This window comes from Levilactobacillus fujinensis, assembly GCF_003946335.1.
GTDB classification, from domain to species: domain Bacteria; phylum Bacillota; class Bacilli; order Lactobacillales; family Lactobacillaceae; genus Levilactobacillus; species Levilactobacillus fujinensis.
Window position 1 is genome coordinate 1 of the sequence record NZ_RHNX01000049.1, and the last position, 14,116, is coordinate 14,116.

Annotated in this window: 9 protein-coding genes; 1 reads left to right on the forward strand and 8 read right to left on the reverse strand. The window is 48.4% G+C overall.

Annotated features, from left to right (window positions below; genetic code table 11):
• Nucleotides 1–120: 120 nt before the first annotated feature.
• The 6 genes from EKM89_RS12680 to EKM89_RS12705 all read right to left on the reverse strand — a co-directional run bounded on the left by EKM89_RS12680 (nucleotide 121) and on the right by EKM89_RS12705 (nucleotide 7,852).
• Nucleotides 121–1,266: a baeRF6 domain-containing protein gene (locus EKM89_RS12680; RefSeq protein ID WP_125689059.1), complete on the reverse strand. Its 1,146-nt coding sequence runs from the start codon at nucleotides 1,264–1,266 to the stop codon at nucleotides 121–123.
• 788 nt (nucleotides 1,267–2,054) lie between these two features.
• On the reverse strand, nucleotides 2,055–3,653 hold the full coding sequence (locus EKM89_RS12685; protein WP_125689061.1) for a DEAD/DEAH box helicase: 1,599 nt from the start codon (nucleotides 3,651–3,653) through the stop codon (nucleotides 2,055–2,057).
• 192 nt (nucleotides 3,654–3,845) lie between these two features.
• Nucleotides 3,846–5,231, reverse strand: a complete 1,386-nt coding sequence (locus EKM89_RS12690; RefSeq protein WP_125689062.1) for a UDP-N-acetylmuramoyl-tripeptide--D-alanyl-D-alanine ligase — start codon at nucleotides 5,229–5,231, stop codon at nucleotides 3,846–3,848.
• Nucleotides 5,232–5,518: 287 nt separating this feature from the next.
• The gene (locus EKM89_RS12695) at nucleotides 5,519–6,304 is read right to left on the reverse strand and encodes a hypothetical protein (RefSeq protein WP_125689064.1); all 786 of its coding nucleotides are present in this window, start codon (nucleotides 6,302–6,304) and stop codon (nucleotides 5,519–5,521) included.
• Nucleotides 6,305–6,374: 70 nt separating this feature from the next.
• A complete protein-coding gene (gene htpX / locus EKM89_RS12700; RefSeq protein WP_125689066.1) occupies nucleotides 6,375–7,268 on the reverse strand; it encodes a zinc metalloprotease HtpX in 894 nt (297 codons plus the stop codon).
• Between the two features lie 8 nt (nucleotides 7,269–7,276).
• The gene (locus EKM89_RS12705; RefSeq protein ID WP_125689068.1) at nucleotides 7,277–7,852 is read right to left on the reverse strand and encodes a LemA family protein; all 576 of its coding nucleotides are present in this window, start codon (nucleotides 7,850–7,852) and stop codon (nucleotides 7,277–7,279) included.
• A 103-nt stretch (nucleotides 7,853–7,955) separates the two neighbouring features.
• Here EKM89_RS12705 and EKM89_RS12710 point away from each other — a divergent pair, with 103 nt between their 5' ends.
• Nucleotides 7,956–8,423, forward strand: coding sequence for a low molecular weight protein-tyrosine-phosphatase (locus tag EKM89_RS12710; protein ID WP_125689070.1), 468 nt, complete (start codon nucleotides 7,956–7,958; stop codon nucleotides 8,421–8,423).
• A 601-nt stretch (nucleotides 8,424–9,024) separates the two neighbouring features.
• Here EKM89_RS12710 and EKM89_RS12715 read toward each other — a convergent pair.
• Both EKM89_RS12715 and EKM89_RS12720 read right to left on the reverse strand, forming a co-directional pair.
• A complete protein-coding gene (locus tag EKM89_RS12715; protein WP_125689072.1) occupies nucleotides 9,025–11,277 on the reverse strand; it encodes a lectin-like domain-containing protein in 2,253 nt (750 codons plus the stop codon).
• Between the two features lie 328 nt (nucleotides 11,278–11,605).
• Nucleotides 11,606–13,765, reverse strand: coding sequence for a lectin-like domain-containing protein (locus tag EKM89_RS12720; RefSeq protein WP_164510591.1), 2,160 nt, complete (start codon nucleotides 13,763–13,765; stop codon nucleotides 11,606–11,608).
• Nucleotides 13,766–14,116 lie beyond the last annotated feature (351 nt).

The window sequence follows — 14,116 nt, forward strand, 5'->3', positions numbered from 1 at the left end:
ACAAGTATACTAGAATTTTTTCGCAGATTCGAGCGTTATGTTTTAGTGCGCCCAAATATTCTTTATTTCATATAAAAGAGAAGCGAGCTCACCGTCTCGCCTCTCCCATTTATGTCACATTTAGTGATGCGTCACGGCCGCCCGCAGTCGAAGCTGCGCCGCCACTGGACTGCTGGTCGGCATCGCGTCGGCTGGTAAAACCTGTACCTGACCACCAAATTTGCTGACAATCAGTGCTAAATCATTGTATAGATTGTTCTGCCGACTGAGCGCCGTTGCCGTCATGATTTCACCCTTTTCGGCCAAATGTCCCGGTTGGAAAGCGTTGTCGCGTAGCCATAATTTCTCCAGTTGACCTTGGACTGCGGCAGTAGCCAACGGTCCGAGATCCTGAACCACCCGTTCACCTTGCCGGGCCTTAGCATACGCATCTTCTCTGATGTGCGTCGCTTGTAAGTGACGCTGATTGCTCACGTTGACGGTTAATGCCGCCAGAGTTTGGTTCGCCGCCGCTAAATTGGGGCCCTGAACGACTCTCACGGTAGCGTCCAAGTAGGCATTTTGTGACAATTTTCTGAAGTTCCCTTGCTCACTGGCACTGGCAACTAAGACGAGTGGTACCTGATCTGCATTCGAGAAGTGTTGTGCCACGTAAGCGTCGACCATCATAAAGTAGTTTCGCTGATCGGCGGCCCGGGCCGAATCTAAGGACCCGGTACCACTGTAATGTGTGTGCTCACCAGCAGACCTTTGCCAACGACCGCGGTCACGCAGCTCGTCACCCAACGCTTGCTCTAACGTTTCCGGTGCGTCCAACGGTAAGTTGACCAATTCAGCACGACCGTTACGAACCTGAGCGAGTTCAAATGCATCGCGACCCAGTAACAGGAGATCGTAATCGCTAGTCTGATCACGCGCCTGTAAAATCGGGAGCACGTTTGGTTGATAAGTGACGGTAATCGTAGCTGAGACTGGTGTGTGCAACCAGTAATGATAACTGGCGGTTGGACCAGCCATAATCAGCAGTCCTGCTGCACTTCCGTTAGTTAACGGACCGTGACTAAATGGTTCAAACGCAGCAGCGTAGGCGGCCCACGCTCTGTTGGGCGCTATTTCAGCTAATCGGTTCCGACCACTCTGAAGTAAACTTTTAAATTGGGTCCGATCAGTTGCCGGGATCCCAGTAACGGGAAGGGTCATGGTGACAAATGGACCAGGCTTAGTGGCGAGCGTCAGTGCAGCATGTAAGTCGAAGTTGTTGGCCATGAGTAATTCCTCCATTTTCGTTGTCATAAGTTAATTCATATCAATTCGATAAGTAAATAATATCACGGCTCAGAGGAGAATGCAACAAAATATTTTTGATTAAAATGTGTTTATAGTGTGAACTTAGTTCTGAAGCATTGATTTGACGGCTTTTTAACGTTCACAAAATACGACTATTTTTCTGAGGGGTGTATCGTTAGCTGTATTTGCTTTGTCTGCAGCTGTCTTCACTTAACCCTTAGAAGAACCTGATCGGCTTTTTAACCATTTCGTTTATCGGACCATCAACAGTCACATTGGCTTTCGCCATTATGTTCTGATCCTGGCAGCTTCCGAAACGAGCTCCACGAGGCAGGTTCCTGTGCTTAGCAAAAAATCACCATCCTATCCGGCCGCTTTATCTCACAACTACGAAATCAACTCAGGTTAGACTTTCTCTCGCCATTATGTTCTGATCCTGGCAGCTTCCGAAACGTGCGCCGCAGGGCAACTCCCTCCGCTTAACCCCAATAAGCACCTGATCGGCTTTTTAACCATTTCAGTTAGCGGACCATTGACAGTCACATTACCTCTCGCCACGATATCCCGACCCTGGCAGCTTCCGAAACGAGCTCCACGAGGCAGGTTCCTGTGCTTAGCAAAAATCACCATCCTATCCGGCAAAGCCGAACAGAATGGTGATTCTCACTAATGCTCAGAACCTAAGCACCTCGCTCCACTCTCTTATACACAAAAAGCCCTCACCCAATGCCATGAGTGAGGACCCTTCTAATCAATTTTAGTTAAAACTAGTCTTTCTTCCGAATGGTGAAGCCGCGGCTACCACCTTCGTTATGCCGACCACTGTTACCGCCGTTGCTACGACGATTCCGGTTATCGCCATGACTACGTGAGTCATGTGATTCATGATTGCGAGAATCGTGAGGGCGCGAACCACCACGACTGCCGCCGCGTGAGTCGTTGCTCCGATGACCACGGTACCCGCCGCCACCATTACCACCACGCCGGTTGCTGCTACCACCACCATGATGGTAACCGCCACCGCCATGACGTTTGCCACCGCGCTTAGGCAATGGCCGTTCTGGCGTGATCTTAACGGGAACTTGATTGCTATCATCCTTAGTTACGTCGTTCAAAAGAGCGGCAACTAAGTCTTCAGCATCAAATTCGTTCAACAGGCCTTCAGCCGTCTTCGCAAACTTTTCGGTATCCGTCTTGTTGACCAATTCGGTAACCTTGTCCTTGGCTGCGCCTAATTGGCTCACCAAAGCTTCTTCATCCGAAGGTGGCTTCAAAGGAAGCATACGCACCTTCGTCAGCTTTTCGATTTCACGCAAGTAATCCATTTCGTTAGGCGTTACAAAAGTCATGGAAACACCATGCTTTCCGGCACGACCAGTACGGCCGACACGGTGAACGTAACTATCTGGATCTTGAGGAATATCGTAGTTATAAACGTGAGTCACGTCGTTAATATCGATCCCACGAGCAGCCACATCGGTTGCAACCAGGATGTCTAATTGACCATGACGGAATTCATTCATGATTTGCGTCCGACGCTTTTGCGTCAAATCCCCATGAATACCGGCGGCGTTATAACCACGGGCTTGTAACCCACTGGAAATTTCGTCGACCCGGCGCTTCGTCCGCGTAAAGACGATAGTCAAGTCTGGTGACTGAACGTCGAAGAAACGCGTCATCACATCAAACTTTTCAAAGTCACGGGAACGAACGTAGAATTGATCGATCAAGTCGGTCGTTAATTCTTTGGCCTTAATCTTCACGTGCTTAGGATCTTGCATGAATTGAACACCGACCCGCTTGATTTCGGGAGGCATCGTTGCCGAGAAGAGCATCGTTTGACGTTCTACTGGCAATTGCTTGATGATGTCTTCAATGTCATCCAAGAACCCCATGTTTAACATTTCGTCGGCTTCGTCCAAAACTAACATTTGGACGTGGTCGAGCTTCAGTGTGCGACGACGAATATGATCCAATAAACGACCCGGGGTCCCAACAACCACTTGCGGGTGGTTCTTTAGGGATTTAATTTGGCGACGAATGTCAGCCCCACCGTAAACGACTTGGACGTTAGCCCGTTCGTTCCGGCCTAATTTATAAATTTCTTCTTGGGTTTGGATAGCGAGTTCCCGCGTTGGTGAAACCACCAATGCCTGAACGTTTTCGTTACTCTTATCGATCTTTTCCAAGATAGGTAAGGCGAAGGCCGCAGTCTTCCCTGTCCCGGTTTGGGCTTGTCCAATCACATCTTGACCAGCCAAAACCATGGGGATTGTCTCGGCTTGAATTGGGGTCGCTTCCTCGTAACCTGCTGTCGTAACTGCTTTCAGTAGGTCATCGGAAAGACCCAGTTCTTTAAACTTCAAAAATAATTTCCTCCTAATGGGTACGTCGTCCTAGTGCCTCGTAAGACTTGGAAAAAATCCGTTTTCCGTGACGCGACTTATGATTGGCTAAGACGGGGTAAATTTCGTTCTTAAAATACAACTAAGCCATCATACAACGTGAAAACAAAATAAGCAACTCCCACGACTCGTGGAAGTTGCTTGGTTTTCATCTTAATTTTCAGAAGAATCCTGTAACGCCGCTAAAACTTGCTCTAAATGAATCCCGTGGGACCCTTTTAATAAAATTTGGTCGTCTGCAGAAAGTTGACCCTGTAAATCTGCCGTAAGCGTTACCAGATCGTCCGTGGCAAAATGCGACACGGGTAACTCTGGTGCTTGCTTAGCCAAAGCAGCTTGTAAGGCGACCATGTGGGGGCCAACCAAGTAGACGTGACTGATCTTCGCGGGGTCAATCGCACTAGCCAAGCCAGCGTGCATGGCATCGGCCTGATCACCTAATTCCAACATATCCCCCAGTACCACGTAACGCTTGCCCGTCACTGGTGTCTTGGAAAATGCCGCCAAGACTTCCTTAACGGCCGTCGGGTTGGAATTGTATACATCACTCAAAATGGCAGCACCCGTATTACTCTTGACCCATTCTGCACGGTTTTCGGTCAACGGAACGGTTGCTAAGGCCTGCTTCGCGCTTTCTGGTCTGATTCGATAAGCATTAGCCACGGTCAACGCTGCCAGCGCATTGTTGACATTATAGGTACCGATCATCGGAATCGTAAATGTGATTTCCGGCCACTCATTGGTCTTAAAAGTCGTTTCAGTCGCCGTGCCGGACACGTTGGTGGCAAATAAGTCATTGTCATCATGTTGCCCGAACGTCAGTCGTTGCTGACTCAGCGCCGTGGCCCGTTCACGAAGTAAGGGTTCATCTCCGTTATAAACGAAGATACCATCGTCACTCAAGCCATGGGTAATTTCAAATTTAGCATCCGCAATCTTATCCCGGGTACCAAAGAATTCAATGTGGGCTTCCCCAATCATGGTCACAACGGCGAGATCTGGTCGCACCAGGTTACTCAAGAAGTCCAATTGACCTGGCCGATCCATCCCCATTTCGACGACCAGCATCTCCGTATTGGGTTCCATGGACAAGACCGTCATGGGTACACCGATTTCATTATTAAAGTTGGCATGCGTCTTCGTGACGTTAAATTGGGTACCCAAAACGGCGGCAATCATATCCTTCGTGGTGGTCTTCCCATTGCTCCCCGTAATGGCAACGACACGCGGATTAATTTTAGTTAAATAATACTGCGCTAAGGCTTGCAGCGCCTTTAACGAGTCGGCGACCTGAATCACCGGAAAATCTGCCGGTGCCGTCGCTAAATCGCGGGCCCACAATGTGGCCGCTGCGCCGTGGTCGATCGCCGATTGAATAAACTGGTGACCATCTTGTTCGCCAGTCAACGGAATAAAGAGCCCCCCCGGCTGGAGGTGCCGACTGTCAAACGCAACGCTAGTCACGCTGACATCGCTCCATTGTTCAAAATCATTGATTGCTCCCACTGCATGAGCAATTTCAGCAAGCTGCATCTTCATGTTTTCTGCTCCTAATTTACGAGCGACCCTCATGGTAACGCCCGGTTTCAAGTTGGGCCACCATCCGCTTAGTCGACCAGATGATGACTACCAAATAAATTCTGGTTTTCATTATACCATGGATTGGCGATACCATTCTTAAAACCACTGGAAAAACTGAACGACTGCCTTCGCCAAACCCACTTGATTTCACCTTGACCCTTTGTTCAAAAACCGCCGCGGGGCCACTAAAAAAGCCACAGTCACCACTACCAATCATCAGTAATGGGACCATAGCCAATTTCATTTTAAATTAAATCTGCCACGTCGCTAAACACCTGATTATCATGAATGCTCAATGCCCATTCACGCGTTGTCAAATCATAACGCAGACTCGCGACTTCCCGTGAATCGGCGTAAACCTCTTCTTGGGTGTACCAGGTGGCCTGCCGTTCGGGATGGGTGACCGCCCGCACGGGAATCACGTAGATGCGATGCCGTTCGACTAATTGGTCAAACGCAATGATCATTCCGTCGAGAAGTCCCTGCGTAAGTTGTAGGAGAATCTCATGCGGAATATCACTGATCGCCAATGGCCGAGCAAAGACCCACCGGTTGTTATGGATTGCCCGCAGGTGCCGCTTGATACTAACTTCCAAAACGTGATCAAAGTCACTAAGGTGCCGGTAATACGTCTTGTAAAAACCATCGCGAAGTGTCAAATAAGCATACTCATTTTGAAGCTTCGCGTAAAACGGTGTGCGAATGTGCGTTTCCATATGCGCTAAATATAAGAGCTCGGCAATCTCACCCGGCAGTAAAAAGTCGAGGTCGTCGCCGTGAGCATAATCTAGCCATTTAACGCCATGATCGTGTTTGCCTAGCAGATAGCGGCGAATCTGCGCTTGGCCCGTGATGGTCTGTAATCGTGTGTGCGGATTAATCTCCACATCACCGCCAGACTCATCATTCAACAAAAGGAGCTGATTGGGTATCGCCGGTATACCATTTAAAAAATCAGCGGGTGAAATGCCCAACGAATAAATCATGTTCGTCACGGGCTCTAAACTTAAATAGACAAAATTTCCGCGCATACTCTTACACTCTTTCCCCTAGTCTCAAAGTTAATTGTACTACGAAACGTCGGTAAGTCACTTACTATTTTTACATTTTTTCGAGCCGCGCAATTCGATCGGCAATCGGCGGATGAGTTGCAAATAGGTCGGCAAACTTCTGACGTTTTTTGAAGGGATCACTAATGTACAGAGCGGAACTATTCGGATCAGCGGCTTTCATTGGTGCACTGTCGTCAATCTTCTTCAATGCGTTGATTAGGCCCTGCGGATTCCGTGTAAGCTCGACACTAGAAGCATCGGCTAAATACTCACGGTTCCGCGATAAGGCCATCTGCGCAATGCTAGCGGCCAACGGTGCCAAGACGATAAGCAAGATGGAAATCACGATACCAATCACGTTGCCACCGGAATCACGATCGTCGTCCCGGCGACGACCGCCACCCCACCAAAACCAGTTACTGGCAAAGTTGACCAACAATCCGATTGCTGCAGACAATGCTAGCGCAATCGTCTGTAACCGGATATCGTAATTCCTGACGTGAGACATCTCGTGACCGATGACACCTTCGAGTTCTTCCCGGTTGAGTCGGTCCATAATTCCAGTTGTTACCGCCACCGCCGCATGCTTCGGATCATTTCCCGTTGCAAAAGCATTAGGACTGGCATCATCAATGATAAAGACCCGTGGCATCGGCACCTGCGCCACTAACGCCATATCTTCAATCAGATGCCACAATTGTGGTGCCTGTTGTTCGTCTTTGATCTCCCGTGCATGGTTCATACTCATCACTACGTTCGTCGACTGGCTAATCATAATTAGCATGTATACTGCTGCGACCACGGCCGCAATGACAGTGCCAGATACCCAGCTATTCCAGAATAGATAACCGAGTGCTGCACCAATGGCCAAGACCAGGACGCCGAAGCCGAACATCACGTAGCCGGTCCGCCGTTTATTCATGGCAATTTGGTCATATAACATGTTATCGCCTACTTATCTTGGTTAAAGTCGTCAAAATTAACCTTTGGTGCTACCTTTTCCTCTTCAGGAACCTTTAGGTAGTCGCTTTCTTGGAAATGGTGAATCTTGGCAACGATGTTACTTGGGAATGACAAAATCTTCATGGTCAAGTTGGCCACAGAACTGTTATACAATTGCCGAGAATAGGCAATCTTATTTTCTGTATTCGACAACTCTTCCATTAATTGCGTAAATTGTGTATTGGCCTTCAAGTCCGGATAGTTTTCAGACAGGGCAAATAGGGACCGCAACGTCGTGGAAAGTTGGTTGGAAACTTCCATTGTCTGTTGATGATCATCAGCCGGAACAGCAGTCAGTTGATTTCGTAATGCAACCACCTTTTTTAACGTAGATTGTTCATAATTGGCATATCCCTTAGTAGTGGATACCAAGTTCGGAATTAAATCATTCCGTCGTTTCAATTGCACATCTATCTGACTCCACGCTTCCTGAACATGTGTCCGCATCCGAATCAAGCTGTTATAAGCACTAATGTACCAAACGGCCAGCAGGACCACAATAACGATTAAAATAATTGCAACCATATGCGCTCTCCTCCTATTTTTTCTGGTAAACTCATCATAGCAAAAGGTTCGGTCAGACTCCAGTAACAACGCCTAGCTTAACCTTTAATTAGGAGGTTCATCCATGCAACACGTTCTCTTTGTTTGTCTCGGTAATATTTGTCGCTCCCCCATGGCCGAAGCCATCTTCAACGACTTGATTGAAAAACGCCATCTGACGGCCAAGTTTACGGCCGCTTCCGTTGCCACGAGTCCCGAGGAAGAGGGAAATCCCCCCCATCCGGGTGCGCTAAAGGTTATGCGTGCTCACGGCCTAGACGCTAGCCAGCATCGCTCTCGTCCAATCACCGCTGCTGACTTTGATTGGGCCGACACCATTATTACCATGGATCACAGTAACGTGGCCAATTTACAGCGAATGGCCCCTTCCTCAGCGGATCGAGACAAGGTCAAGCTCTGCTTAGATATTCTCCCCGGTCATACGGGCGAGGCCATCGATGATCCTTGGTACACGCATAAATTCGAGCTCACCTATCAGGAGCTTGCGGCCGCCCTTCCTATGTGGTTAGATGCTTTAGACACGCAAAAGTAGCCACTCAGGTTGCGCCTTTAGTTTTCACTATTTAGACTTCTAACCGTAGCTTTAGCGTAAAATACCGATTCGGATCTTCTGTTTATTTAATCCGAATCGGTATTTTTGTTGTCATCTAAAAGTTGAAAGCTGAAGGTTGAAAATCAAAATACTTATTCTACTCTTGCAACCGTAGGAATTGTCACCGCTAAATTAGTGGTACGGGTCGCACTCCGGCTTTGATTGTACGCGTCAAGTCCAATCACTGAATCCCAAGCGGTTGCCAAGGTTTAAGCATAATTCAATAGCATTTCAAACGGCATGATCCATGTTGCCTCAGATCAACTACGTCAGCCGAGAGGTCGGCAGATATGGGCTCAGGCGCGTCGCTCTACTTAGTCAGGGGGTGATTTCCCCACTGGCTTAGTAGAAAACCAAGCTTGGAGCCTCGGTCCTTTCGAGGCTTCAAGTTGTGTTCGCACCGATCCAGCCCATATCTGCCGGCCGGTAAGGCGATGGTTGGACAACGTTGCCTAATTTTAGACCCAGTATCGTTGTGACAACAGTCATAATGTGTGTTTCGGGACTTTCAACCTTCAGTTGTCATCAATAACTTCTATACCTAAGCCGTGTCCAGCAACGTCCACGTAATTTTACTCTGATAATTTCCAGCTACAGCCCCACCCGACAGGTGTAAGAATAATCCCTGATTTGCCGCCGCACTCCAGCTATCCGCAACGTTCACGTCGGACCCTGATCCCTGATTCTCATGATCCATTACTGGACGAGCCACATTCGTTAAGGTAATCGGTCCCGTTGCCGATTTATAGATCAAATTCCCAGCTAAAAGTCGGTGGGTAGTGAAATCGGTTAGCGGTGCGACCTGTGCCTGCAGTTGCCAACTCCCGGTTAACCGACTATCCGTAACGTGTAAGGCAAACCCGGCTTGGCTAAAGAGTTCTTGAGGCCTTCCCGTTAACTGACCGTTGAAAATTAGTGGCATCGACTGCCCACTGAACGAAACCTCGCCCCCACCCGTGCTGTCTGCCATCCCGGTTAAATTTAGATACAACGGGTTCGACATTAAGCCATCAGCCGTCACGACCACCATTTCGAGGCTATTATTCCCAGGACGGAGCGAGTTTGCCGCCAAATTGTAATGGAACTCCCGTGCTTCGTCGCTATCACGCAGGGATTGCTCATCCTGTCGCTTACCATTTAACCAACTTTCAATATGTAATTGTGAATTACGATATTGTAGGTTGCCTAAGTCAACGAGGCCCGTCAACGTAACGCTTTCCTGATTATCAAACGGTTCCCCGGTTGCGGTCAACATTTGTAATGACATCTGTGGCGGATCAATGTTAAACTGCGGGGTCGTGGTCTCAGTGGCGGCCTCGGTACCATTAAACTCGCTGACTGCGGCCGCAACGCTCCCACTCTGCGTCTGAACTTTACCAGTAAATGAAATCGTGACCCACGGATTCTCCTTGGAAAGTGGATTTGCTAATTGATGCGTAAACTTTCCCGTACTCAAATCGGCATCCTTACCCAAAACGGCATCCGTTTGTCCGTTCGCATTTGTAATGGTTACCGTCTTAAAAGTTATTTTCTGCGGTAGGGTAATCTGGGCCGCAATTTTTTGCCAATCCACGCTGCCACTCTGGTACTGCACACGATAGTCTAATTGCACCGGCGACCCGTGATCAATGACGTCACCGTTATTAACTTCCTTACCGTCAGCAAGCAACGTTGCCGTTGAATTTCCCTTGACCAGACTGGGAATCTGGTCAAAAACGACCAAATTATTCTCATCCCAGGCCCCTGTTGCACCAGTAAAGCCCCACAAGGCTTTACCACTTCCGTCGGGATCGATCTTATGCTTATCGATTGGAACAGTCGTTGACATCACACTACGCCCGGCGATTCCCGAATGCGGGTCCCGGTCATCAAAGCTATAGGTCATTTGACCGGTTCCTGTAGACGCATTTGCCTTTTGTGCCTCGTACGTGAGGGTCACATGATGCCACTGTCCGTTAGATAGGAAACTAAAGTCACCTTCTGGATGATTGGCATTTCCCTTAACAGCGCCACGCTTCTCCGGTAGGATTCCCTTATCTTGATAGACTGTAGAAGCATAGCGTTTGAAAGGAATCCAACTATACACAATGTGTGGGAAATAGCTCTTCGGATCTCCAGGATAGTTGGAGGCAATGTGGGGACCCAGCAGGGGATGATTCTTCTTGTCTAGATCAAAAGAATTGGCTTCATGTACTGTTCGCAGCGTATTATCAGTGTTCAAATGCGTATCAAACTCCAAGGCCCAGCTGTTCTGAATGGCCGAATCTGCAACGTACTGCTGCATCCTGCCGCCATCCGTTTCTTGATTATTGTTATCGACGCCCCAAACCCCAAGTGTCTCCCCTTGAATCTTATGGGGGTCAGAACTGGGGAACTTCGTCAAGGCATCTTTTCCCCGTTTGTCATTTTGTAACACAAAAGCCATGCCATCCGCCGCCTTGTCAAACTGGTTGCCAAGGTACACCCACATTGACAACGTCTGGTCTTGGTTCAGATCAAATTTCCGCTCTGGCTTAGACCAGACGGCGCCTACCTGATACGTCCCATTTGTGAGTCGTACTGCTTCCGTATTGGTCACTGCTGAATTTCGTGAAGGCACGACTCGTGCTTGGCTTAAGCTTGACGTTCCCATATCAAAATAGGTACTAACCGGGATACCCTGTGGGGTCGTCTGTAAAGCATCCTGTAAGTCACTCTGTTCCGGCGTCAACTGTGCTGCCGAAGCCACACTCCCCATTCCGAGAAGTCCCCCTAGTCCCAGGCTGATTAGCCCATAAACCAAATATCTAAGCATAATCCACTGTCCTCCTGGCGGGATGGTCACTGCTGACAATTCTTTTATTACACATTTTATATTATAATGCATATAATAATAACACCCCGTACTATCTTGAATTAGTATAGCACATTGATTAGATAAAGTACGGTTACCTCTTGATATAATTATATTTGTATTGCATTATAGCAATCCACCTTTTAGCCAGAAAGTATGCCATCATACCTGTCATTAGCTTAACTTAAAATTGAATTTCCTCCGTTACAGCCTATAGTTTTTAGCCTTTAGGTACAAAAAACAACCATGGGGTCATCTCCCATGGTTGTTTGCAAATTTCCAAAAATAACTATTCTGCATTCGCTAGCGTCCAAGTAATCGTACTGTTATAGCTACCAGCACTCGCTCCGCCATTAACATTCAGAAAAATTCCGGTACGGTCATTCCAGTCACTGGAAACGTCCGTTACTGCTGCCGTTGTCCCGTCAGAAGTGTGGCTAGCAATCAGCGTACTAGTCATTCCTAAGGGACTCTCACCGGTGTTCGTTTTATAAACTAACGCTCCCGCCAAAGCCTTATCCCCATCAACTAACGGTGAGGCCGTTGCCGTCAACTGCCAAGACTGATTTTGACCGCGGGTATCACTCACACTTACGTCCCAGGGCGTCGTCGGCGTCAACTGCTGCTGAGCTCCCGTGAGTGCCCCCGTATAGGCGACATTCTGACTAACATCTCCAAAATCCAACGTTCCCGCCTGATAATCAATGGTCGCCGCCACCACGTTTGAAACGTCATGCAGGGAATCTGTCGCATAGAGTTGCACACTGTTGTCCCCAGCCTTCAGCTTATCAGCCGGTACCGTGTACGTGAATCCGCTGGACGCCTGGCTCGCAGTAATTTTAACGTTATCTAGATCTTCACCATTTACCGTGGGGTGAATCGTGACGTCACTTGGTGATCCGCCTAAAATAGTTGCTTTGGCGGTCACCGTCGCATCCGTAGCCGATGTTATTGTCTTGGTTCCCGTGCTATCACCAGTCAGTGCTAAGGTCATGCTGGAACCCAGTGACACCACGTTAAACCCATCAAGACTAGCCGTAGTAATTGCGTTACTGCCGACAAAGTTACTGATTGTACTAGCCACCGCGGTCGTTGTTGCACTTCCGGCATGACTGGCCGTTCCATTCAACGTTATTTTAGCGGTCGCATTGTCCATTGATAGATCTTCGTCTAACAGGATCGATAAGGACTGCCCACTTAACTTTGATGCTGAAATCGCCTGTTTCTGACCATCGGCGTAAGTGATAGTCCCCACGTTTCCATCGGCGTCGGCGTTAAAGCTCACGCTGCCTGGCAAGTTTAATTTTGCCGTAATTGCTTTCCAGGACTGAGAACCGTCTTGGTAAGTCAAGTCATAGGTCAACTTCATATGGTCACCAGCGTAAACGGTCGAATTGCTAGCGACTGTCTGACCCAAGGTAGTATCCATTAACGTAACCGTCGATGTACTGTCCACAACGCCGGGAACTTTTTCGAAAACAACCAGGTTATTTTCATAGTTGGTCCCCGTTGAACCCGTAAAGCCCCAGCGAGCCTTCCCGGTATTATCCGGATCGATCAGGCTGGTATCGATGGGCACCGTTTGACTATCCCCAGTGAGAGCGGCACCCGTCTTGGGATCTTTATCGTTGTAAGCATAGGTCATCGTTTTGGCCTTAGCGTTCCAGGTTAGGGTCAAATGGTGCCAAGTCCCATCCGTCATCAGCCGATAATTGGTCGATGAAATCAAGCCGTTATGGACCATCGTTGCATAATTCGTTTTCCCCGAACTATCTAAGGCGCGCATCTGATACGTTGACGTCTGTGCGGGATAGTTGGACGCAATATGTTGCTTCGCGGTGGCCGAATAGTCGGCATCAAATCCTAGGGCACCCCCCACTGTTCCCGTCGTTGGCTTCGCGTTCATGTAGGTATCAAATTCCAGCGCCCAACTATTCTGAACGGCGCGGGTGACCATACTATCAGGTGTGGTCTGGGTACTATCATCGTCTGGCGCCCAAACCCCCATCGTCTCGCCACCCATGTTCTCACCTAAACTATTCGTGGTCCGTGCGGCCGTTCCCCGCGAATCGTTCTGTAAAACGAAGGCCATCCCATCTCCAGAACTACTTGTCCGGCCATCAAAGAACATCCACATGGACGCCGTTGTATTCTTATTCAAGTTGAATTCGGTGTTGTCATTCGTCCAGATTCGACCAATCTGATTGGTGTTTCCAGTCAGTGCAACAGCCTGGGTATTAGGCGCTTTCGCATTCGTTGTGTCTTGAATATTTGCCGAATTAGCAGACGTCTTATCAATGACAAAATAGTCCGTCACGGGTAACCCTTGTGGGGCACTCGCGAGGGCTTGCGTCAAACTGTAATCTGCATGCGCCGTCTGCGCTTGACCGCCCCATAATCCGCCAACGGCCAACCCCGCAACAATCGCCGCAGCTTTTCTCCACTTCACAGATAACATCTCCCACCCATTTCACCTGCCGTTACTTCAACGCAACGGTCTTTTTCACATCACGTTGTTTGTCCATTGCTTGTGATATGTCCTAATTATAGAAAATAGAGCAACTCCATTATTTTTAGAATATCCGTTTAGCAATCCTTTTATATCAGAAACCATTGTCATTCAGAATAATTAAGAACTCCCCTAAACGAATGCAGCGGTAAACAAGTTTGATTATATTCCGTTTAGGGCCGCAACGTCAACTGTTTTAACCCCATAAACAAAAGGTTCTATGATATTTGGTGTTGATAGAGAAATCTGTCGACGCCATTTTCTGTATAATAAAAGGGGCACACTGCCCCA

What these genes read in the sequence shown, in the direction of transcription:
- htpX (WP_125689066.1), bottom strand. Translation starts at nt 7,268, where the DNA reads ATGTTATATGACCAAATTGCCATGAATAAACGGCGGACCGGCTACGTG.
- EKM89_RS12705 (WP_125689068.1), bottom strand. Translation starts at nt 7,852, where the DNA reads ATGGTTGCAATTATTTTAATCGTTATTGTGGTCCTGCTGGCCGTTTGG.
- EKM89_RS12715 (WP_125689072.1), bottom strand. Translation starts at nt 11,277, where the DNA reads ATGCTTAGATATTTGGTTTATGGGCTAATCAGCCTGGGACTAGGGGGA.
- EKM89_RS12695 (WP_125689064.1), bottom strand. Translation starts at nt 6,304, where the DNA reads ATGCGCGGAAATTTTGTCTATTTAAGTTTAGAGCCCGTGACGAACATG.
- EKM89_RS12680 (WP_125689059.1), bottom strand. Translation starts at nt 1,266, where the DNA reads ATGGCCAACAACTTCGACTTACATGCTGCACTGACGCTCGCCACTAAG.
- EKM89_RS12710 (WP_125689070.1), top strand. Translation starts at nt 7,956, where the DNA reads ATGCAACACGTTCTCTTTGTTTGTCTCGGTAATATTTGTCGCTCCCCC.
- EKM89_RS12690 (WP_125689062.1), bottom strand. Translation starts at nt 5,231, where the DNA reads ATGAAGATGCAGCTTGCTGAAATTGCTCATGCAGTGGGAGCAATCAAT.